Origin of the sequence: Pseudomonas sp. URIL14HWK12:I12, from assembly GCF_003097135.1 — a bacterium.
Classification (GTDB): domain Bacteria; phylum Pseudomonadota; class Gammaproteobacteria; order Pseudomonadales; family Pseudomonadaceae; genus Aquipseudomonas.
Window position 1 is genome coordinate 120,583 of sequence record NZ_QEQL01000002.1, and the last position, 18,301, is coordinate 138,883.

General features: G+C 63.1%; 22 protein-coding genes. 18 read left to right on the plus strand and 4 right to left on the minus strand.

Going from position 1 to position 18,301, the window contains the following annotated elements; translation table 11 throughout:
• The first annotated feature begins 108 nt into the window (after nt 1–108).
• The 5 genes from F474_RS07540 (at nt 109) to purT (ending at nt 3,222) form a co-directional block, all read left to right on the plus strand.
• Nucleotides 109–708, plus strand: coding sequence for a CoA pyrophosphatase (locus F474_RS07540; protein ID WP_097088726.1), 600 nt, complete (start codon nt 109–111; stop codon nt 706–708).
• A 21-nt stretch (nt 709–729) separates the two neighbouring features.
• On the plus strand, nt 730–1,257 hold the full coding sequence (locus F474_RS07545; protein WP_097088728.1) for a gamma carbonic anhydrase family protein: 528 nt from the start codon (nt 730–732) through the stop codon (nt 1,255–1,257).
• Nucleotides 1,254–1,451 carry a DUF1289 domain-containing protein gene (locus F474_RS07550; protein ID WP_097088730.1) on the plus strand — a complete coding sequence of 66 codons (198 nt, stop codon included), beginning with the start codon at nt 1,254–1,256 and terminating at the stop codon, nt 1,449–1,451. Before F474_RS07545 ends, F474_RS07550 begins: the two co-directional genes overlap by 4 nt.
• Before the next feature lie 43 nt (nt 1,452–1,494).
• Complete coding sequence (locus tag F474_RS07555; RefSeq protein WP_097088732.1) at nt 1,495–1,962, plus strand: VUT family protein; 468 nt, start codon at nt 1,495–1,497, stop codon at nt 1,960–1,962.
• A gap of 78 nt (nt 1,963–2,040) precedes the next feature.
• Nucleotides 2,041–3,222, plus strand: coding sequence for a formate-dependent phosphoribosylglycinamide formyltransferase (gene purT / locus F474_RS07560; RefSeq protein ID WP_097088734.1), 1,182 nt, complete (start codon nt 2,041–2,043; stop codon nt 3,220–3,222).
• A 67-nt stretch (nt 3,223–3,289) separates the two neighbouring features.
• Here the strand turns inward: purT and F474_RS07565 are convergent, their stop codons facing one another.
• From F474_RS07565 to F474_RS07575, 3 genes are all read right to left on the minus strand, one after another.
• Nucleotides 3,290–4,594 (minus strand): MFS transporter, encoded by a 1,305-nt coding sequence (locus tag F474_RS07565; RefSeq protein WP_097088736.1) that lies wholly within the window; start codon nt 4,592–4,594, stop codon nt 3,290–3,292.
• Nucleotides 4,595–4,811: 217 nt separating this feature from the next.
• Entirely contained in the window at nt 4,812–6,038 is a 1,227-nt protein-coding gene (locus F474_RS07570) for a transporter associated domain-containing protein (protein ID WP_097088738.1), read from the minus strand.
• A 10-nt stretch (nt 6,039–6,048) separates the two neighbouring features.
• The gene (locus tag F474_RS07575) at nt 6,049–6,861 is read right to left on the minus strand and encodes an inner membrane protein YpjD (RefSeq protein WP_097088740.1); all 813 of its coding nucleotides are present in this window, start codon (nt 6,859–6,861) and stop codon (nt 6,049–6,051) included.
• A gap of 176 nt (nt 6,862–7,037) precedes the next feature.
• Between F474_RS07575 and ffh the strand changes: the two genes are divergently transcribed.
• From ffh to F474_RS07635, 12 genes are all read left to right on the plus strand, one after another.
• Nucleotides 7,038–8,414 (plus strand): signal recognition particle protein, encoded by a 1,377-nt coding sequence (gene ffh / locus F474_RS07580; RefSeq protein ID WP_097088742.1) that lies wholly within the window; start codon nt 7,038–7,040, stop codon nt 8,412–8,414.
• Nucleotides 8,415–8,593: 179 nt separating this feature from the next.
• Nucleotides 8,594–8,845, plus strand: coding sequence for a 30S ribosomal protein S16 (rpsP, locus tag F474_RS07585; RefSeq protein ID WP_097088744.1), 252 nt, complete (start codon nt 8,594–8,596; stop codon nt 8,843–8,845).
• Nucleotides 8,846–8,850: 5 nt separating this feature from the next.
• Entirely contained in the window at nt 8,851–9,387 is a 537-nt protein-coding gene (gene rimM / locus F474_RS07590; RefSeq protein WP_097088746.1) for a ribosome maturation factor RimM, read from the plus strand.
• A gap of 3 nt (nt 9,388–9,390) precedes the next feature.
• Nucleotides 9,391–10,176: a tRNA (guanosine(37)-N1)-methyltransferase TrmD gene (trmD, locus tag F474_RS07595; RefSeq protein WP_097088748.1), complete on the plus strand. Its 786-nt coding sequence runs from the start codon at nt 9,391–9,393 to the stop codon at nt 10,174–10,176.
• 9 nt (nt 10,177–10,185) lie between these two features.
• Nucleotides 10,186–10,536: a 50S ribosomal protein L19 gene (rplS, locus tag F474_RS07600; RefSeq protein WP_097088750.1), complete on the plus strand. Its 351-nt coding sequence runs from the start codon at nt 10,186–10,188 to the stop codon at nt 10,534–10,536.
• A gap of 91 nt (nt 10,537–10,627) precedes the next feature.
• Nucleotides 10,628–11,035, plus strand: a complete 408-nt coding sequence (locus tag F474_RS07605; protein WP_097088752.1) for an acyl-CoA thioesterase — start codon at nt 10,628–10,630, stop codon at nt 11,033–11,035.
• Nucleotides 11,036–11,039: 4 nt separating this feature from the next.
• Nucleotides 11,040–11,936: a site-specific tyrosine recombinase XerD gene (gene xerD / locus F474_RS07610; RefSeq protein ID WP_097088754.1), complete on the plus strand. Its 897-nt coding sequence runs from the start codon at nt 11,040–11,042 to the stop codon at nt 11,934–11,936.
• A gap of 105 nt (nt 11,937–12,041) precedes the next feature.
• Complete coding sequence (dsbC, locus tag F474_RS07615; RefSeq protein ID WP_097088756.1) at nt 12,042–12,776, plus strand: bifunctional protein-disulfide isomerase/oxidoreductase DsbC; 735 nt, start codon at nt 12,042–12,044, stop codon at nt 12,774–12,776.
• 79 nt (nt 12,777–12,855) lie between these two features.
• Nucleotides 12,856–14,160: a homoserine dehydrogenase gene (locus F474_RS07620; protein WP_097088759.1), complete on the plus strand. Its 1,305-nt coding sequence runs from the start codon at nt 12,856–12,858 to the stop codon at nt 14,158–14,160.
• Between the two features lie 42 nt (nt 14,161–14,202).
• Nucleotides 14,203–15,612 carry a threonine synthase gene (gene thrC / locus F474_RS07625; RefSeq protein WP_097088760.1) on the plus strand — a complete coding sequence of 470 codons (1,410 nt, stop codon included), beginning with the start codon at nt 14,203–14,205 and terminating at the stop codon, nt 15,610–15,612.
• A gap of 138 nt (nt 15,613–15,750) precedes the next feature.
• Nucleotides 15,751–16,137: a response regulator gene (locus F474_RS07630; protein ID WP_097088762.1), complete on the plus strand. Its 387-nt coding sequence runs from the start codon at nt 15,751–15,753 to the stop codon at nt 16,135–16,137.
• Between the two features lie 114 nt (nt 16,138–16,251).
• Nucleotides 16,252–16,542, plus strand: a complete 291-nt coding sequence (locus F474_RS07635; protein WP_097088765.1) for a DUF3509 domain-containing protein — start codon at nt 16,252–16,254, stop codon at nt 16,540–16,542.
• Nucleotides 16,543–16,701: 159 nt separating this feature from the next.
• Here the strand turns inward: F474_RS07635 and F474_RS07640 are convergent, their stop codons facing one another.
• Nucleotides 16,702–17,577 carry a TIGR02285 family protein gene (locus F474_RS07640; RefSeq protein ID WP_097088767.1) on the minus strand — a complete coding sequence of 292 codons (876 nt, stop codon included), beginning with the start codon at nt 17,575–17,577 and terminating at the stop codon, nt 16,702–16,704.
• A 158-nt stretch (nt 17,578–17,735) separates the two neighbouring features.
• Between F474_RS07640 and F474_RS07645 the strand changes: the two genes are divergently transcribed.
• On the plus strand, nt 17,736–18,278 hold the full coding sequence (locus F474_RS07645) for a YaeQ family protein (protein WP_097088769.1): 543 nt from the start codon (nt 17,736–17,738) through the stop codon (nt 18,276–18,278).
• Nucleotides 18,279–18,301 lie beyond the last annotated feature (23 nt).

Below are 18,301 nucleotides of genomic sequence, written 5' to 3' on the forward strand. Positions count from 1 at the left end.
GCTTGCGCCTATCCTGAAGCCCTGCCGTCGACAGGGCAAGCGGGGGCTTGGGCGGCGCGGCGCTTTGCGGCATGATTCGAAACAAGCGTTCAAGAATGGACATGCCCCATGCTCGATGAGTTGTTGACTCGACTGAGTGGCTATACCCCGCGGCCGTTGCACAGCGACGCCCGCTATCCTGAGGCGGCAGTGTTGATGCCCATTACCCGCGCCGACGAGCCGGAGCTGGTGCTCACGCTGCGCGCCAAGGGCCTTTCGACCCACAGTGGCGAGGTGGCCTTTCCCGGCGGGCGCCGCGACCCGGAGGACACAGACCTGCTGTTCACCGCCCTGCGCGAGGCCGAGGAAGAGATCGGCCTGCCGCCGGGCATGGTCGAGGTGGCAGGGCCGCTCAGCCCATTGGTGTCCAAGCATGGGTTGAAGGTCACGCCCTGGGTAGGGGTGATACCCGATTACGTTGAATACCGGCCCAATGATGCGGAGATCGCAGCGGTCTTCAGTGTGCCGTTGTCGTTCTTTCTGAATGACCCGCGCGAGCATACTCACCGCATCGATTATCAAGGGCGCAGTTGGTACGTGCCCAGCTATCGCTACCAGGGGTTCAAGATCTGGGGGCTGTCGGCGATCATGATCGTCGAGCTGATGAACGTGGCCTTCGATGCGGGCATCTCGATGCATGAACCACCGGCCGGCTATGTGGCGGTCTGAACTGACGATGAGGGCTGAAGCATGAAATACCGCCTGGGTGAGGCGCGCGTCGAGGCGCACGCAAGCAGCTGGATCGCACCGGGTGCCACGGTGGTTGGCAAGGTGCGTTTGCAAGCCGATGCCAGCGTCTGGTTCGGTGCGGTGCTGCGTGGCGACAACGAGCTGATCGACATCGGCGAAGGCAGCAACGTGCAGGACGGCAGTGTGATGCACACCGACCCCGGCCAGCCGCTGACGCTGGGCAAAGGCGTAACGGTTGGGCACAACGCCATGTTGCACGGTTGCCAGGTCGGCGATTACAGCTTGATCGGCATCAACGCGGTGGTGCTCAACGGCGCCCGCATCGGCAGGCACTGCCTGATTGGCGCAAACACACTGATACCCGAAGGCAAGGAAATACCCGATGGCTCGCTGGTGATGGGCTCACCTGGCAAAGTGGTGCGCGAGCTCACGGCCGAACAAAAGCAGCGCCTGGAGGCAAGCGCCGCGCATTACGTGGCAAACGCCCGGCGCTACGCCCGTGACCTGGCCGAGGACGAACAGCCATGATCGAAACCGAGCGCGAGCGCCCGGTGCGCTCCCCGTGCGTGAGCATCTGTGCGCTGGATGAGCACGACCTGTGCTTGGGCTGCCAGCGGACCGCCAGCGAAATCAGCGGTTGGGGCCGAATGAACAATGATGAGCGGCGCCAGGTGCTGGCTCAACTGGCTGAGCGGGCGCGGGCGCAGGGCCTGATGCAGTGATACAATCGCCGGCCCTTTTTTCGCGCCGGCGTGCCCCTTCTCCATGATGTTCCTGCTTCTCTATATCGGCAGCGTGGTGCTGATCAACTTTGCCTTTTCCGCCGCGCCGTCACTTGACGTGCTCTGGTCGGCCTGGGGCGGGCTGGTGTTCATCCTGCGCGACATGGTCCAGGCCCGTTTCGGCCATGGCGCGCTGCTGGCCATGCTGGCAGCGCTGTTGCTGTCGTACTTCACCGCCGAGCCTGCGATCGCCCTGGCCAGCGCCGTGGCCTTCGGGATCTCCGAGCTGATCGACTGGCTGGTGTTCAGCGTGACTCGGCGGCCCCTGCGTGATCGCCTGTGGCTGAGCTCGGCGCTGAGCATCCCGGTCGACACCCTGATTTTCTTCGGCATGATCGGCGCGCTGACCCCGGCGGTCGTTGGCGTGTCGCTGCTCTCCAAGTTTGCCGGCGTCACTGCGGTATGGGGGGTGATGGCCGCACGCGCGCGCCGTCAGCCGGTGCCGCGCTGAGCCGCGCCTTGGTGTAGAATCCGCCGCTTTCGCAGGCCGCGGCGCGGCCAGGCCCATCCGCTCTCTCGAGGATTTGACATGACCCGTATCGGAACCCCGCTGTCGCCGACGGCCACCCGCGTGCTGCTGTGCGGCAGTGGCGAGCTGGGCAAGGAAGTCGTGATCGAACTGCAACGCCTGGGCGTGGAGGTGATTGCCGTTGATCGCTACGCCGATGCGCCTGCCATGCAAGTGGCTCATCGCAGCCATGTGATCAGCATGCTCGACGGCGCCGCGCTGCGCGCCGTGATCGAAGCCGAGAAGCCGCACTACATCGTTCCCGAGATCGAGGCCATCGCCACCGCTACGCTGGTGGAGCTGGAAAGCGAAGGCTACACCGTGATCCCGACCGCCCGCGCCGCACAGCTGACCATGAACCGCGAGGGCATCCGCCGCCTGGCGGCCGAAGAGCTGGGCCTGCCCACCTCGCCCTATCACTTTGCCGATACCTTCGAGCAATACAGCGCTGCGGTGGCCGAGCTGGGCTACCCCTGTGTGGTCAAGCCGGTGATGAGCTCGTCGGGCAAGGGCCAGAGCCTGCTGCGCTCGGAGGCCGACCTGCGCAAAGCGTGGGACTACGCCCAGGAAGGCGGGCGCGCAGGCAAGGGCCGGGTGATCATCGAAGGCTTCATCGACTTCGAATACGAAATCACCTTGCTGACCGTGCGCCATGCCGGCGGTACCACCTTCTGCGCGCCGGTCGGCCACCGCCAGGAGAAAGGCGATTACCAGGAGTCCTGGCAGCCCCAGGCCATGAGCCCGGCCGCGCTTGCCGAGTCTGAGCGGGTGGCGCACAAGGTCACCGAGGCGTTGGGCGGCCGCGGGCTGTTCGGCGTAGAGCTGTTCGTCAAAGGCGACCAGGTGTGGTTCAGCGAGGTCTCGCCACGCCCCCATGACACAGGCTTGGTAACGCTGATTTCCCAGGACCTTTCCCAGTTCGCGTTGCACGCACGTGCCATCCTGGGCCTGCCGGTGCCGGTGATTCGCCAGTTCGGGCCGTCGGCCTCGGCGGTGGTGCTGGTGGAGGGCCAGTCGACACAGACTGCGTTCGCCAATTTGGGCGCAGCGCTCAGCGAGCCGGACACGGCGCTGCGCTTGTTCGGCAAGCCTGAAGTGAATGGGCAGCGGCGCATGGGCGTTGCGCTGGCCCGCGACGAAAGCATCGAGGCTGCGCGCGCCAAGGCCACCCGGGCTTCGCAGGCAATCAGCGTCGAGCTGTAACGCTCCTGCACTGCATCACGGGGTGGGCGCCCGGCACGGCCGAGCACCCACCCCGCAAACTGCGCCATCAAAGCGTGCTGTCGCGTGTTTCCTTCAGGCACAACACGGCGATCACGCTCAGCAGCGCAGCGCCGGAAACGTACCCGCCTACATAGCCAAGCCCGCCCATCGTCACCAGCTTCTGTGCAAAGAACGGCGCTGCCGAGGCGCCGACGATGCCGCCCAGGTTGTACGCCGCCGAAGCGCCGGTGTAGCGAACTCGGGTGGGGAACAACTCCGGCAGCAGTGCGCCCATCGGTGCGAAGGTCGCGCCCATCAAAAACAACTCGATGCACAAGAACAGCGTGACGCTGGCGCTAGATCCCTGGGTGAGCAGTGGCGCCATGGCAAAGCCAGAGGCCACTGCGAGCAGGCCGCTGACCAGCAACACCGGCTTACGGCCGAAGCGGTCGCTGAGCCAGGCCGATATCGGTGTGGCCAAGGCCATGAACAACACCGCAAAGCACAACATCCCCAGAAACCCCTGGCGGCTGTAGCCCAGGGTCGAAACGCCGTAGCTCAGCGAAAACACCGTAGAGATGTAGAACAGCGCATAGCACACCACCATCGAAAGAGCGCCCAGCAGTACCGGCAAGCTGTGACGAGCAAACAGCTCCACCACCGGCACTTTGGCTTTGTCGTGCGCCGCCATGGCCTTGGCGAATACGGGTGTTTCAGCCAGCCTGAGTCGCACGTACAACCCCAGCACTACCAGCGCCGCACTGAGCAGGAACGGCAGGCGCCAGCCCCAGGCGCGGAACTGCTCGTCACTCAGGCCTAGCGCCAGGGCCAGGAACAGCCCATTGGCCGCCAGAAACCCGATCGAAGGCCCCAATTGCGGGAACATCCCGAACCAGGCGCGCTTGCCCGGCGGCGCATTTTCGGTGGCCAGCAGTGCTGCGCCACCCCATTCACCGCCCAGGCCCAGGCCCTGGCCGAAACGCAACAGGCAGAGCAGGGCAGGCGCCCACAAGCCGATCTGGTCGTAGCCGGGCAGCACGCCGATCAAGGTGGTGCACAAACCCATCAGCAGCAACGAAGCCACCAGGGTCGATTTGCGGCCGATGCGGTCACCGAAGTGGCCGAACAGCGCCGAGCCGATCGGCCGGGCCATAAACGCAATGCCGAACGTGATGAAGGCCGAAAGCATCTGCGCGGTGCCCGAGCCCTGCGGAAAGAATACCGGGCCGATCACCAGGGCAGCCGCTGTGGCGTACACGTAAAAATCATAGAACTCGATGGCCGTGCCGATAAAGCTGGCAGTGGCTACGCGGGCGGCGGAATTGGCCGGTGCAGCGTCGGCCTGAGTGGCCGAGAGGGTGGAGGCAGTCATGGTGTGTCCCTGCAGTCAGTGCGAATTGTTATGTGGCGCAGCACTGAAGCACGCCCATATGGGGCGGCAGGGCGCCGCCGGGGTAGGGCGAGCGCGAAGGAAAGCATCCAGGCTGGCTGACTGAGCCGGGCACCCCGAGTGCGGGTAGCACAGGGCCCGGCTGGGCTTGGTAAGCCTCTGGATTATAGGAACGGGCCGGCGAAGGTGTAAACGAAGATTACAGGCGCGCAGGCGCCTGCCAGATCAGCACCTTGCTCGCGCGGTTATCGATGGTCTCGAGAATTTCCATGCGATAGCGGCCAATCTTTAGGCATACAGCGCTTTCCGGAATATTTTCCAAGGCCTCGGTGACCAGCCCGTTGAGGGTTCGCGGGCCGTCGCTGGGCAGCTGCCAGCCAAGCGCCTTGTTCAAATCGCGCAAGGCAATGGCGCCATCGGCCACGTGGCGGCCGTCATCTTGCGGATGGATATGAGGGTTGCGCTCGGCCTGCTCGTGTTCGAACTCGCCGACGATCTCCTCGAGAATGTCTTCCAGTGTTACCAGGCCCATGACCTCCCCGTACTCATCCACAACCAGGCCGAGCCGGCGTTGCTGCTTGTGGAAGTTGAGCAGCTGCATTTGCAGCGAGGTGCCTTCCGGTACGAAATACGCGTCGTAGCAGGCTGCCAGCAACGCGTTCTCGGTCAGCTCGCGGCCGGGCAGCAGGTGCGCGATCTGGCGAGTGTTGAGCACACGCTCGACTTGGTTGATGTCGCCACGGTAGACAGGCAGGCGTGTGTGCCGGCTTCCGATCAGAACGTCCATGATATGTGGCAGCGGGTCGTCGAGGTTAACACCATCGATATCGCTGCGCGGCACCAGGATGTCATTGACGGTCATGCGTTCCAGCGCATGGATGCTGCCCAGTGCGCTTGCGCGGGCGGGCTCTTCGTGGCGCGCTTCAGGTTCGGTGCCGGCTGATGTGGAAGGATGCCCGGGCTGCGCGCCTGACTTGGCCGCCAATGGCAGCATCACCAGGTTGGCCAACCCTTCCAACAACCACGCCAGCGGCCAGGCCAGGCGCATGGGCAGGCGCAGCAGGCTGTTGGCCGTGAGCACGAAAGCTTCCGGATGCTGCCGCCCGAGTGTACGGCCAATGAACTCGGCGACCACGGTCAGCAACAGTGCGGTGGCCAGCGCGCCGAGCCAGGCCATGCTGGCACCCCAGTACTGCCACGCCAGGCCAACGCCCAGCGCCAGCGCAGCAGCGCGGCACAGCGTATTGCACAGCACAAGGCTGCCCACCGGCACGCGCAGGCGCAGGCGCCGGGGCGCATGGCCGCGCGTCTGCCGATTGGGCTTGGGCAGGTGGTGGCGGGCAATGTCGATGGCGCTGAGCAGTGCCGACCAGAACACCACCAGGGCCAGCAGGCAAAAGGCCGGGGCCATGGGCAGGTAAGTCATGGGCAGGCCTTCAGATGTGCAGGATGTATTCGCGGACCAGCTTGCTGCCGAAGTACGCCAGCATCAGCAGGCAGAACCCGGCCAGCGTCCAGCGGCTCGCCGTGTGCCCCCGCCAGCCCAGCCGATGGCGACCCCATAGCAGCACGGCGAACACCACCCAGGCCAGGCAGGACAGCAGCGTCTTGTGCACCAGGTGCTGGGCGAACATGTTCTCGAGGAACAGCCAGCCGGAGACCAACGAGGCGGTGAGCAGGATCCAGCCCGCCCAAAGGAAGCCGAACAGCAGGCTTTCCATGGTTTGCAGGGGCGGGAAGGCGCGGATCAGCCCCGTGGGGTGCTTGTGCTTGAGCTGATAATTCTGAACCCTCAGCAGCAGCGCCTGGAAGACTGCGATGGTGAACAGGCCGTAAGCCAGGATCGACAACAAGATATGCGCCAGGATGCCCGGCTCCTCGTCGATCTGCTGCACCGTGCCCGAAGGGGCGAATTCGGCGATCAGCACCGTCACCAGCCCCAGGGGGTAGAGAAGCACCAATAGCACTTCCACCGGCAGGCTGGCGCATGCCAGCAGCGTCAGGGCAATGACCGCCGCGCTGATCAGGCTGGCGGCCGTGAAGAAGTCCAGGTTGAGCCCATGCGGGGTCAGCAGTTGGTTACCGAGCGCCATCGAATGGGCGGCCACCGCCACTGCGCCAAGCCCGCAGAGAATGCGTTTGTCGGCCTTGGCGCCGCGCGCCAGGCGCACGCCCTGGAAAAGCGTTGCCACGGCGTAGAGCACGACCGCCACAAGGCTGGGGAACAGGCTGGGAGGCAAAGGAAGCATAGGGACTGACGAGCGGCCAATAGAGGCGCGAGTGTGGCACACAAAGCCGATGGCACGAAAGACTGCACGCCGGTGGCTGTCGGCCGCGCGCCGCTCTGGGTTATACTCGCGGCCATTTTTTCCGCCGGGGAGGCGTTTACCTCCCGCACGGCTGCCGTGCCCGCATAGGATCACCCATGTTCGAGAATCTTTCCGAGCGTCTGTCGCAGACGCTGCGCCATGTCACCGGCAAGGCCAAGCTCAGCGAAGACAACATCAAGGACACCCTGCGAGAAGTGCGCATGGCGCTGCTGGAGGCCGATGTCGCGCTGCCGGTGGTCAAGGAGTTCGTCAACGCCATCAAGGAGCGAGCAGTCGGCACCGAGGTCTCGCGCAGCCTTACGCCGGGCCAGGCGTTCGTCAAGATCGTTCAGGCCGAGCTCGAGTCGGTGATGGGCGCGGCCAACGAAGACCTCGCCCTCAACGTTGCCCCCCCTGCCGTGGTGCTGATGGCCGGCCTTCAGGGCGCGGGTAAGACCACCACCGCCGGCAAGCTGGCGCGCTTTCTCAAGGAGCGCAAGAAAAAGAGCGTGATGGTGGTGTCGGCCGACGTCTACCGCCCGGCAGCGATCAAGCAGCTTGAAACCCTGGCCAACGACATCGGCGTGACTTTCTTCCCGTCCGATATCTCGCAGAAGCCGGTGGCCATCGCCGAAGCGGCCATCCGCGAGGCCAAGCTCAAATTCATTGACGTGGTGATCCTCGACACCGCCGGCCGCCTGCACATCGATGCCGACATGATGGCCGAGATCCAGGCGCTGCACGCTGCGGTCAAGCCGGTAGAAACGCTGTTCGTGGTCGACGCCATGACTGGCCAGGACGCCGCCAACACCGCCAAGGCATTCGGGGACGCGCTCCCTCTGACCGGCGTGGTGCTCACCAAGGTCGACGGTGACGCTCGTGGGGGTGCCGCGCTCTCGGTGCGCCACATCACCGGCAAGCCGATCAAGTTCATCGGTATGGGCGAGAAGAGCGAAGCGCTCGAGCCGTTCCACCCCGACCGCATCGCCTCGCGCATCCTCGGCATGGGCGACATGCTCAGCCTGATCGAGCAGGCTGAGCAGAAGCTCGACAAGGACAAAGCCGAGAAACTCGCCAAGAAGCTCAAGAAGGGCAAGGGTTTCGACCTCGAAGACTTCCGCGATCAGCTGGTACAGATGAAGAGCATGGGCGGCCTGGGTGGCCTGATGGACAAGCTGCCCAGCATCGGCGGGGTGAACCTCTCGCAGATGGGCAACGCCCAGGGCGCGGCCGAGAAGCAGTTCAAGCAGATGGAAGCGATCATCGGTTCCATGACCCCGGCCGAGCGCCGCGATCCCGACATCATCAGCGGCTCGCGCAAGCGTCGTATCGCGTTGGGCTCCGGCACTCAGGTGCAGGACGTCGGCCGGCTGATCAAGCAGCACAAGCAAATGCAGAAAATGATGAAGAAATTCTCCACCAAAGGTGGCATGGCCAAGATGATGCGTGGGCTGGGTGGCATGATGCCCGGCGGCGGCATGCCTCGGCTGTGACCCTGCTGGTGAAGGAAGTTGGCTATCGGCCGCTCCTGGAGAGGGAGCGGCCTGTCGGCCATTTGGAAAAAGGCAATTGCAAAAGTGCGTGTATTCCTTGAGAATATGCGGCCTTTCGGGCGCGTGAGTGCCCGGCTGTGCCTTTAATTTGCAGCACCGACAACAGGAACGATGTTCACATGGTAACCATTCGTCTTGCACGTGGCGGCTCGAAAAAGCGCCCGTTCTACCACCTGACCGTGACCGATAGCCGCAATGCGCGCGACGGTCGTTTCAACGAGCGCGTTGGCTTCTTCAACCCGGTCGCTACCGGTGGTGAAATCCGCCTGTCCGTCAACCAGGAGCGCGTAAGCTACTGGCTGGCTGCTGGTGCACAGCCGTCTGAGCGCGTTGCTCAGCTGCTGAAGGAAGCTGCCAAGGCTGCGGCCTGAGCAGTATGAACGCCACACCAGCACCTGCGGTTGACCTGATCGTCATCGGCAAGATCGTCTCGGTACACGGCGTTCGGGGTGAAGTGAAGGTTTACTCCTTTACCGACCCAATCGACAACCTGTTGAACTACAAGCACTGGACGCTCCGGCTCGAAGGTGACGTGAAGCAGGCGGTACTGGCCAGCGGCCGTTCTCAGAACAAGGTCCTGGTCGCGAAGTTGAAAGGTCTCGATGACCGCGAAGAGGCTCGCCTGCTCGCTGGTTACGAAATCTGCATCGAGCGCAGCTTGCTGCCAGCGTTGGCTCAGGATGATTACTACTGGTATCAGCTTGAAGGCCTGAAGGTTATCAACGGCCCCGGCGAATTGCTCGGGAAGGTCGATCACCTACTGGAAACCGGCGCGAACGATGTGATGGTGGTCAAGCCCTGCGCGGGCAGCCTGGATGACCGCGAACGCCTGTTGCCCTATACGGACGACTGCGTGCTCGAGGTAAACCTGGCCGCTGGCGAAATGCGGGTGGAGTGGGATGCGGACTTCTAGGCAATGGCTAACCTGCGCGTAGATGTCATCACACTGTTTCCCGAGATGTTCTCGGCCATCACGGAACACGGCATTACCAGCCGCGCGGTTCGCCAAGGGTTGATGCAAGTCAACTGCTGGAACCCGCGAAGCTACACCACGGATCGGCACCACACGGTGGATGACCGGCCCTTTGGCGGTGGCCCTGGCATGGTGATGAAGGTCAAGCCCCTGGAAGACGCCCTGCTGGATGCAAGGCAGGCAGCGGGGGAGGCGGCGAAGGTGATCTACCTGTCCCCGCAAGGTCGCAGGCTGACGCAGGCGGCCGTGAAGCAACTGGCGAACGAGCAATCCCTGATTCTCATCGCCGGGCGTTACGAAGGCATCGACGAGCGGTTCATTGAAGCGCATGTCGATGAAGAGTGGTCGATTGGGGATTACGTGCTGTCTGGCGGGGAGCTGCCGGCCATGGTCCTGATCGATGCGGTTACGCGGTTGCTGCCCGGAGCTTTAGGGCATGCAGGCTCGGCGGAAGAAGATTCCTTCACCGACGGCTTGCTCGATTGCCCGCACTACACCCGACCTGAGGTGTATGCGGAACGCCGTGTACCCGACGTGTTGCTCAGTGGCAATCACGCACACATCCGGCGTTGGCGTTTGATGCAGTCCGTTGGCCGGACGCACGAACGGCGGCCCGATCTTCTGGAAAGTCGCTCGCTTTCTGGAGAAGAGCAGAAGCTGCTGGCGGAATACCTCCGCGAGCGGGACGATAGACAACGTATCGATGGTGAACCTGGCGGTTCATCTTAGGAGCACAGCATGACCAACAAGATCATTCTCGCCCTCGAAGCAGAGCAGATGACCAAAGAAATCCCGGCTTTCGCCCCGGGTGACACCGTTATCGTTCAGGTAAAGGTAAAGGAAGGCGAGCGTAGCCGTCTGCAGGCCTTCGAAGGCGTCGTCATCGGCAAGCGTAACCGTGGCGTCAACAGTGCATTCACCGTGCGCAAAATCTCCAACGGTGTCGGCGTAGAGCGTACCTTTCAGACCTACAGCCCGACCATCGACAGCCTGACCGTGAAACGTCGTGGTGACGTGCGTAAGGCCAAGCTGTACTACCTCCGCGATCTGTCCGGCAAGGCCGCACGCATCAAGGAAAAACTGGCCTAATAGTGCCGGTTTGAAAAAAAGCAGCCTTCGGGCTGCTTTTTTCGTTTCTGGCAGTACACTGCCCGCTGTTTGCCCAGTGTGTGTACCCGCCATGACCTTGCGTGAAGCCGAAATCCAGCGCCGTGCGGAGCTTTCCGTCAGCCGCGTAACCAAAGCCGTGTTCCCCGGCACCGTCAATCACCACAACACCCTGTTCGGCGGCACCGCGCTTGCCTGGATGGACGAGGTGTCGTTCATCGCTGCGACGCGTTTCTGCCGGCTGCCGCTGGTGACCGTTTCTACCGACCGGATCGACTTCAACCATGCCATACCCGCCGGCAGCATCGTCGAGCTGGTGGGCACGGTAGTGCATGTGGGCAATACCAGCCTGAAGGTGCGCGTTGAGGTGTTCGTCGAAAGCATGTACAGCGAAGCCCGGGAAAAGGCGATAGAGGGCGTGTTCTGTTTCGTGGCCATCGACGAGCAGAAGCGGCCGGTGCCGGTGTTGCCTGGGTACTGAGCCGATGCCCGCCCTGGACCACCCGCTGATCGATCAATTCCTCGATGCCCTATGGCTGGAGAAAGGCCTCTCGGATAACAGCCGCAGCGCCTACCGCAGCGACCTGGCCCTCTACAACGGTTGGCTGGCCGAGCGGAACGTGGCGCTGGACGCCGCGAGCCGGGACGCGCTGCTCGACCACCTGGCCTGGCGTGTCGAAAACGGTTACAAACCACGTTCTACGGCGCGCTTTCTGTCCGGGGCCAGAGGCTTCTATCGCTATCTGCTGCGCGAGGAGCTGATCGAAGTTGACCCGACCCTGCTGGTGGACATGCCGCGCCTGGGCAAGCCGTTGCCCAAGTCGCTGTCGGAGCAAGACGTCGAGGCCCTGTTGCTGGCACCTGACCTGGGCACCCCGCTGGGCGAGCGTGACCGGGCCATGCTCGAGGTGCTGTATGCCTGCGGGCTGCGGGTGTCGGAGCTGGTGGGCCTGCGCCTAGACGAAGTCAACCTGCGCCAGGGGGTGCTGCGCGTCACCGGCAAGGGCAGCAAGGAGCGCCTGGTGCCCATGGGGGAGGAGGCGATCGCCTGGCTTGAGCGGTACATGCGCAGTGCCCGGGCCGAGCTGCTGGCCGAGCGCCCCAGCGATGTGGTGTTTCCCAGCCTGCGGGGTGAGCAGATGACCCGCCAGACCTTCTGGCACCGGATCAAGCAGCACGCCCAGGTCGCTGGCATCGATAAAAGCCTGTCGCCCCACACACTGCGCCATGCGTTCGCCACGCATTTGCTCAACCACGGCGCGGACTTGCGTTCGGTGCAGATGCTGCTGGGCCATGCGGACCTTTCCACTACCCAGATCTACACCCATGTGGCCAAGGCTCGCTTGCAGGCGCTGCATGCGGCCCATCATCCACGCGGCTGAGGCAGGGGTTTGGTGGCGGATTTCATGGTAGGCTTGCACGGTTTCGCGGCCCGCCCTGGGAAAACCCCGGTGCGGTGCCCTTTGTCCGCTGCTTCAGGAGTGCCCATGCGCGTGACTCGCCTTTTTGCCGCTGCTGCCTTGATGCTGGCCAGCAGCTTTGCCTTGGCCGACAATGCCGAGCAAGCCATCCGTAAAACCCTCGCCACCCTGCAACTGGACGTGCCCGTCGAAAGCGTGGCCCCCGCGCCGCTCAACGGCCTTTATGAGGTACGCCTGCAAGGCGGCCGAGTGCTGTACGCCAGTGCCGACGGCCAGTATGTGATGCAGGGCTACCTGTACCAGGTCCAGGGCGACAAGCCGGTCAACCTCACCGAGCGCGCCGAGCGTGCCGGCGTTGCCAAGCTGATCGGTGCCATCCCGCAGGACCAGATGGTGGTGTTCCCGGCTCAGGGTGGTAAGGCGAAATCGGTCATTACCGTGTTTACCGACACCACCTGCCCGTATTGCCAGAAACTGCACGCCGAGGTGCCAAAGCTCAATGCCATGGGCATCGAGGTGCGTTATCTCGCTTTCCCCCGGCAGGGCTTGAATTCGCCAGGCGATGAGCAGCTGCAGGCCGTTTGGTGCTCCAAGGATCGCCCCGCCTCATTGAGCAAGCTGATCAATGGCAAGAGCGTCGACGCACCCAAATGCGAGAACCCGGTGAGCAAGCAATTCGCCCTCGGCCAGCAGATCGGCATCAATGGTACGCCGGCGATCATTCTGGAAAATGGCCAGATGATCCCGGGCTATCAGCCGGCAGCGCAGCTGGGCAAGCTGGCGCTCGACGCCAAGGGTTAATCGAATCAACAACGTCGCCCGAGGGGGTGGCGGTTTTCGCGGCCGGCCACAGTGCCGGTCGTTTCATGGGGAGTTCAGAGTGAAACCGGTCAAAGTAGGGATCTGCGGGTTAGGTACCGTCGGTGGCGGCACCTTCAATGTACTCAAGCGTAACGCCGAGGAGATTGCCCGCCGTGCCGGGCGTGGTATTGAAGTCGCCCAGATTGCGCTGCGCTCGCAAAACCCTCACTGCGACATTACCGGCACCGCCACCAGCTCCGACGTGTTCGCCGTGGCGAGCAACCCCGAGATCGACATCGTCATCGAGCTGATCGGTGGCTACACCATCGCCCGTGACCTGGTACTGCAGGCCATCGACAACGGCAAGCATGTGGTCACGGCCAACAAGGCCCTGATCGCGGTACACGGCAATGAGATTTTCGCCCGCGCCCGTGCGAAGGGCGTGATCGTTGCGTTCGAAGCGGCCGTAGCCGGTGGCATCCCGGTGATCAAGGCGATCCGTGAAGGCCTGTCTGCAAACCGGATCAACTGGGTGGCCGGCATCATCAACGGCACCGGCAACTTCATCCTCACCGAAATGCGTGAGAAGGGCCGTACCTTCCCCGATGTACTGGCCGAGGCTCAGGCACTTGGCTATGCAGAAGCCGACCCGACCTTCGACGTCGAAGGCATCGACGCGGCGCACAAGCTGACCATCCTGGCGTCCATTGCCTTCGGCATCCCGCTTCAGTTCGACAAAGCCTACACCGAGGGCATCACCCGTTTGACCACGGCTGACGTGAACTACGCAGAGGCGTTGGGTTACCGCATCAAGCACCTGGGTGTGGCGCGAAGCACCGCCGAAGGTATCGAGTTGCGCGTGCACCCGACGTTGATCCCGGCTGACCGCCTGATTGCCAACGTCAATGGCGTGATGAATGCGGTGATGGTCAACGGCGACGCCGTGGGCTCGACCCTGTACTACGGTGCCGGCGCGGGCATGGAGCCTACGGCCTCGGCGGTTGTGGCCGACCTGGTGGATGTGGTGCGCGCCATGACCAGCGACCCGGAAAACCGCGTGCCGCACCTGGCTTTCCAGCCCGACTCGCTGTCGGCGCACCCGATCCTGCCGATCGAGGCCTGCGAGAGCGCCTATTACTTGCGCATCCAGGCCAAGGATCACCCCGGCGTGCTCGCCCAGGTGGCAAGCATCTTGTCCGAGCGCGGTATCAACATCGAATCGATCATGCAGAAAGAAGCCGAGGAGCAGGACGGCCTGGTGCCGATCATTCTGCTGACCCATCGCGTGGTGGAGCGCCGCATCGACGACGCCATCGCTGCGCTGGAAGCCTTGGAAGGTGTGAACGACAAGGTCGTGCGCATCCGCGTCGAACAACTGAGCTAACCGGTGGCGGCTCGCCGAGCCGCCGTCCTGAAGGATGACACCATGCGTTACATCAGCACCCGCGGCAAAGCGCCGGCCCTGAACTTCGAAGATGTATTGCTGGCGGGCCTTGCCAGCGATGGCGGCCTTTACGTGCCGGAGAATCTGCCGCGTTTCACCCAGGAGGAAATCGCTTCCTGGGCCGGCTTGCCTTATCACGAGCTTGCCTTCCGGGTAATGCGCCCGTTCGTTACCGGCAGCATCGCCGACGCCGATTTCAAGAAGATCCTGGAAGAAACCTACGGCCAGTTCGCCCATGCGGCCGTGGCGCCGCTGCGCCAACTGGGTGGCAACGAATGGGTGATGGAGCTGTTCCACGGCCCGACCCTGGCGTTCAAGGACTTCGCGCTTCAGCTGCTTGGCCGTCTGCTCGACCACATTCTGGCCAAACGCGACGAGCGCGTGGTGATCATCGGCGCAACAAGCGGTGATACCGGCTCGGCGGCAATCGAAGGCTGCCGCCGGTGCGACAATGTCGATATCTTCATTCTGCATCCGCACCAACGGGTGTCCGAAGTGCAGCGTCGGCAGATGACCACCATTTTCGGTGAAAACATTCACAACATTGCCATCGAAGGCAACTTCGACGATTGCCAGGAAATGGTCAAGGCGAGTTTCGCCGATCAGGGCTTCCTCAAGGGTACCCGGTTGGTGGCGGTCAACTCGATCAACTGGGCCCGGATCATGGCCCAGATCGTTTACTACTTCCACGCAGCCCTGCAGCTAGGCGGCCCAGCGCGCTCTGTGGCGTTTTCGGTGCCCACCGGTAACTTCGGCGACATCTTCGCAGGCTACCTGGCGCGCAACATGGGCTTGCCGATCAGCCAACTGATCGTGGCAACCAACCGCAATGACATCCTGCACCGCTTCATGAGCGGCAACCAGTATGTGAAGGAAACCCTGCACCCGACCCTCTCGCCCTCGATGGATATCATGGTGTCGTCGAATTTCGAGCGGCTGCTGTTCGACCTGCATGGCCGCAACGGCGAGGTGCTTGCGCAACTGATGGCAAGCTTCAAGCTCGGTGGTGGTTTCAGCGTCGAGCCCGACCGCTGGACCGAAGCACGCAAGCTGTTCGATTCGCTGGCAGTCAGTGACGAGGCGACGTGCCAGACCATCGCCGACGTGTTCGCCACTACCGGTGAAGTGCTCGACCCGCACACCGCAATCGGCGTGAAGGCCGCCCGCGAATGCCGGCGCAGCCTCGACACCCCGATGGTAGTGCTGGGCACGGCGCACCCGGTAAAATTCCCCGAAGCGGTGGAAAAAGCCGGCGTTGCCCAGGCCATGGCCTTGCCCGCCCACTTAGCTGACCTGTTCGAGCGGCCCGAGCGCTGCACGGTGCTGGCCAACGACCTGGGCGCCGTGCAGGCCTTCGTTGCCGAGCATGGTAACCGGGGCAAACCGCTCTGATCCAGCCCTCGGAGCCGGGCAATCCGGCTTCGAGGCCTTCGGAAGCGTCTTACATCGTTTTAGGAAAGGTCTCATAGCTCGCACCTGCGTCGCCCCCTAAGGTAGCCGGCAGTTTCGCCACTGCTCGCTGGAGGCTGCATGCATTCTCTCAATGTGCTTATCATCGAAGAGCACCCCGCCCAGGTACTTCACTTGCATCAGGCGCTCAACGCCTGCGGCGTCTTCAACGTGCGCGTGGCCGAGGGCGTTACGGCACTGGCTCAGGCGCTGAAAGGGGGCTGGGCGCCCGATATCGCCTTGGTCGACAGCCGCTGCGACCGCACCCTGGTAGGCGCCCTGCTCGAATACCCGCCCCAAATGTCATTGATCGTGCGAGGCGAGGGCAGGGCGAGCCCTCTGGAGCTCAAGGCGCGTAAGGAGGGCATCCGTGTACTTGGCACCCTGCCGTTGCAGCCCGCCACTCGCCCGCTGCATGCGATGCTCGAGCATTATCGCCAAACTACCCCTCGAGCCCCCAAGGGCTGACATATTCCAGTCACTTTCGCCAGCGATCCTCAAATGGCCACCTGCCAGCGAACTTTCAACCGCTGCCCAGGGTCATTGATTAGCGGCCATTCGCTCATTACAAGAGGGTGATACATGGAAACAATCAGCCAACTGCTTAGCGAAGCGCTGGCACCTTATCAGGTGGTCCTTTCGCCAGCCGGTCGTGAGGCCCATGTCATGTTGGTGGTCAGCGACCCATTGGGCTCCACGGTACTGGCTCGCGAGTTCCATCGCATTCAGCTCGAGGATACGCGCTCCCTGACCGACGTCGTCGATGGCCTGCACCGTGACCTGATGGTTGCCGAAGGGCGCCTCGAGCCTTCGATGATTGCTGCACTGCGCCATGCTGCCGCTCACCGCGGATATGCTGCGACCCTGCGCTAAATCTCCCGGAACCTTCTCTTGCAGGCAGGTTCTCAATTTTCAAGGGCGTTGCCCTGGCATTGTGCTCCGGTGCCAGGGCTCACCTGGCAGGTGCCGAAGGTCGGCACTTGATTGACCCCGCGCGGCCTTCCCCACCGCGCGGGGTTTCTTTTTGCGGGTTCAGGGGTGGCTGTCTTCGTGCGCAAAAAATCGTTGGGCATCGGCCAAATAGCTGCTTTGCTGATCCCGCTGCAGCCATTGCGCGTAGAGAAGCGGCAATGAGCTTTGCCGCAGTACGCGCAGCTGAGCATTGATCGATTTGATGGCGCTGTGGCCCTCGGGCGTATCGGAGCAAGCCACGTAGGTGAATTTGTAGCGGCTGTCGCCGCGGATAGGCAGGTAACGCAGGTTCGTGGGGTCGATGCCTTGTTGGGTTGCCAGGTAGCGTGCTTCTATCCAGTAACCCAGAAACGCGTGCAGCCGCCCCATTTGTTCCATTTGCAGCAGGTTGCCCGTGGCGTCATTTCCGTAGTGAGGTACCAGCACCTGGGCAGGTGCATTTGCCAGCAGAGGGTCTATCGCTTCACCGTAGCTTCGGCCTGGGACCATCCCCACTTGTAGCGTGCCTGCGTTGATCAACGCAGCCAGGTCAATAGCGCCGTCCACCAGCCAGGGGGCGAACAGCTCCACGTCTTGAGCTCGCACGATAAGGCCGTTACTCAGGGTCGCGAAGGCGCGGATCGAGAATGTCGCGAAGCCCGCGCGCTCGGCTGTCCATAGCAGGGTTGGATCGCAGGTGAGGTGATTTTCCTTGAGCATCTGAATGCTCCGCGCGCGGTTCATGCGCACAAATTTGTGCTCGTATTCAGGCATGGCCTGGGTAAGCAGGGCGAGCATCTGATCTACCGCCCCTTGGCCTTTCTGCGGGCCATCGAAGATCGTTAGCGGCGGAAGCTCGCGCATGGCCCACGTAAGGGTGGGCAGCGCCCATGCTGCCGGCACGGGGAAAAAACCCAGTAACGCCAGCGTACAGACGCAAGCCAACTTTGATTTCATACCGCAATCACCTACTGAACGGACGCTGCCCAGGGCCCGAGGCAGACCGGCTGGGCCCGCGCCGAAGCCGTACCTTTTACCACAGCGGCCCTACCGCCAGGCAAGGCCCGCCTCCATGCGGTAGACTGTGCCCCCTTTTCGCCAGCAGAAGCGTGCCCATGGCCCAGCCGTCGACCCCGTATAAATTCGAGCTCAACCTCACCGACATTGACCGAGGCGTCTACGAAAGCGTGCGCTCCACCATCGCCCGCCATCCGTCGGAAACCGAGGAGCGAATGGCGGTGCGGTTGTTGGCCTATGCCCTCTGGTACAACGAGCAGCTGGCGTTCGGGCGCGGCCTTTCAGACGTAGACGAACCGGCCTTGTGGGAAAAAAGCCTGGATGACCGAGTGCTGCACTGGATCGAAGTCGGCCAGCCAGACCTCGATCGCCTTACCTGGTGCTCCCGGCGTACTGAACGCACCAGCCTGCTGGCCTATGGCAGCCTGCGCGTATGGCGCACCAAGGTGGCTGACGCGGCCCAGCACTTGAAGAACCTGAATATCGCCGCCGTGCCCCAGGAAGCGCTTGAAGTGCTCGCCCAGGACATGCCGCGCACCATCAAGTGGGACGTCATGATCAGCGACGGCAACGTATTCGTGACCGATGATCGGGGCCAGCACGAAGTGCAGCTCGAATGGTTGAAGGGGGAGCGTGGCTGAGGCATGGTGGCGCCTGTTTTGTT

Bases quoted from the DNA above. Each gene is read 5' to 3' on its own strand.
- F474_RS07540 (WP_097088726.1), top strand. From the start codon at position 109: ATGCTCGATGAGTTGTTGACTCGACTGAGTGGCTATACCCCGCGGCCG.
- F474_RS07545 (WP_097088728.1), top strand. From the start codon at position 730: ATGAAATACCGCCTGGGTGAGGCGCGCGTCGAGGCGCACGCAAGCAGC.
- F474_RS07550 (WP_097088730.1), top strand. From the start codon at position 1,254: ATGATCGAAACCGAGCGCGAGCGCCCGGTGCGCTCCCCGTGCGTGAGC.
- F474_RS07555 (WP_097088732.1), top strand. From the start codon at position 1,495: ATGATGTTCCTGCTTCTCTATATCGGCAGCGTGGTGCTGATCAACTTT.
- purT (WP_097088734.1), top strand. From the start codon at position 2,041: ATGACCCGTATCGGAACCCCGCTGTCGCCGACGGCCACCCGCGTGCTG.
- F474_RS07565 (WP_097088736.1), bottom strand. From the start codon at position 4,594: ATGACTGCCTCCACCCTCTCGGCCACTCAGGCCGACGCTGCACCGGCC.
- F474_RS07570 (WP_097088738.1), bottom strand. From the start codon at position 6,038: ATGACTTACCTGCCCATGGCCCCGGCCTTTTGCCTGCTGGCCCTGGTG.
- F474_RS07575 (WP_097088740.1), bottom strand. From the start codon at position 6,861: ATGCTTCCTTTGCCTCCCAGCCTGTTCCCCAGCCTTGTGGCGGTCGTG.
- ffh (WP_097088742.1), top strand. From the start codon at position 7,038: ATGTTCGAGAATCTTTCCGAGCGTCTGTCGCAGACGCTGCGCCATGTC.
- rpsP (WP_097088744.1), top strand. From the start codon at position 8,594: ATGGTAACCATTCGTCTTGCACGTGGCGGCTCGAAAAAGCGCCCGTTC.
- rimM (WP_097088746.1), top strand. From the start codon at position 8,851: ATGAACGCCACACCAGCACCTGCGGTTGACCTGATCGTCATCGGCAAG.
- trmD (WP_097088748.1), top strand. From the start codon at position 9,391: ATGGCTAACCTGCGCGTAGATGTCATCACACTGTTTCCCGAGATGTTC.
- rplS (WP_097088750.1), top strand. From the start codon at position 10,186: ATGACCAACAAGATCATTCTCGCCCTCGAAGCAGAGCAGATGACCAAA.
- F474_RS07605 (WP_097088752.1), top strand. From the start codon at position 10,628: ATGACCTTGCGTGAAGCCGAAATCCAGCGCCGTGCGGAGCTTTCCGTC.
- xerD (WP_097088754.1), top strand. From the start codon at position 11,040: ATGCCCGCCCTGGACCACCCGCTGATCGATCAATTCCTCGATGCCCTA.
- dsbC (WP_097088756.1), top strand. From the start codon at position 12,042: ATGCGCGTGACTCGCCTTTTTGCCGCTGCTGCCTTGATGCTGGCCAGC.
- thrC (WP_097088760.1), top strand. From the start codon at position 14,203: ATGCGTTACATCAGCACCCGCGGCAAAGCGCCGGCCCTGAACTTCGAA.
- F474_RS07630 (WP_097088762.1), top strand. From the start codon at position 15,751: ATGCATTCTCTCAATGTGCTTATCATCGAAGAGCACCCCGCCCAGGTA.
- F474_RS07635 (WP_097088765.1), top strand. From the start codon at position 16,252: ATGGAAACAATCAGCCAACTGCTTAGCGAAGCGCTGGCACCTTATCAG.
- F474_RS07640 (WP_097088767.1), bottom strand. From the start codon at position 17,577: ATGAAATCAAAGTTGGCTTGCGTCTGTACGCTGGCGTTACTGGGTTTT.
- F474_RS07645 (WP_097088769.1), top strand. From the start codon at position 17,736: ATGGCCCAGCCGTCGACCCCGTATAAATTCGAGCTCAACCTCACCGAC.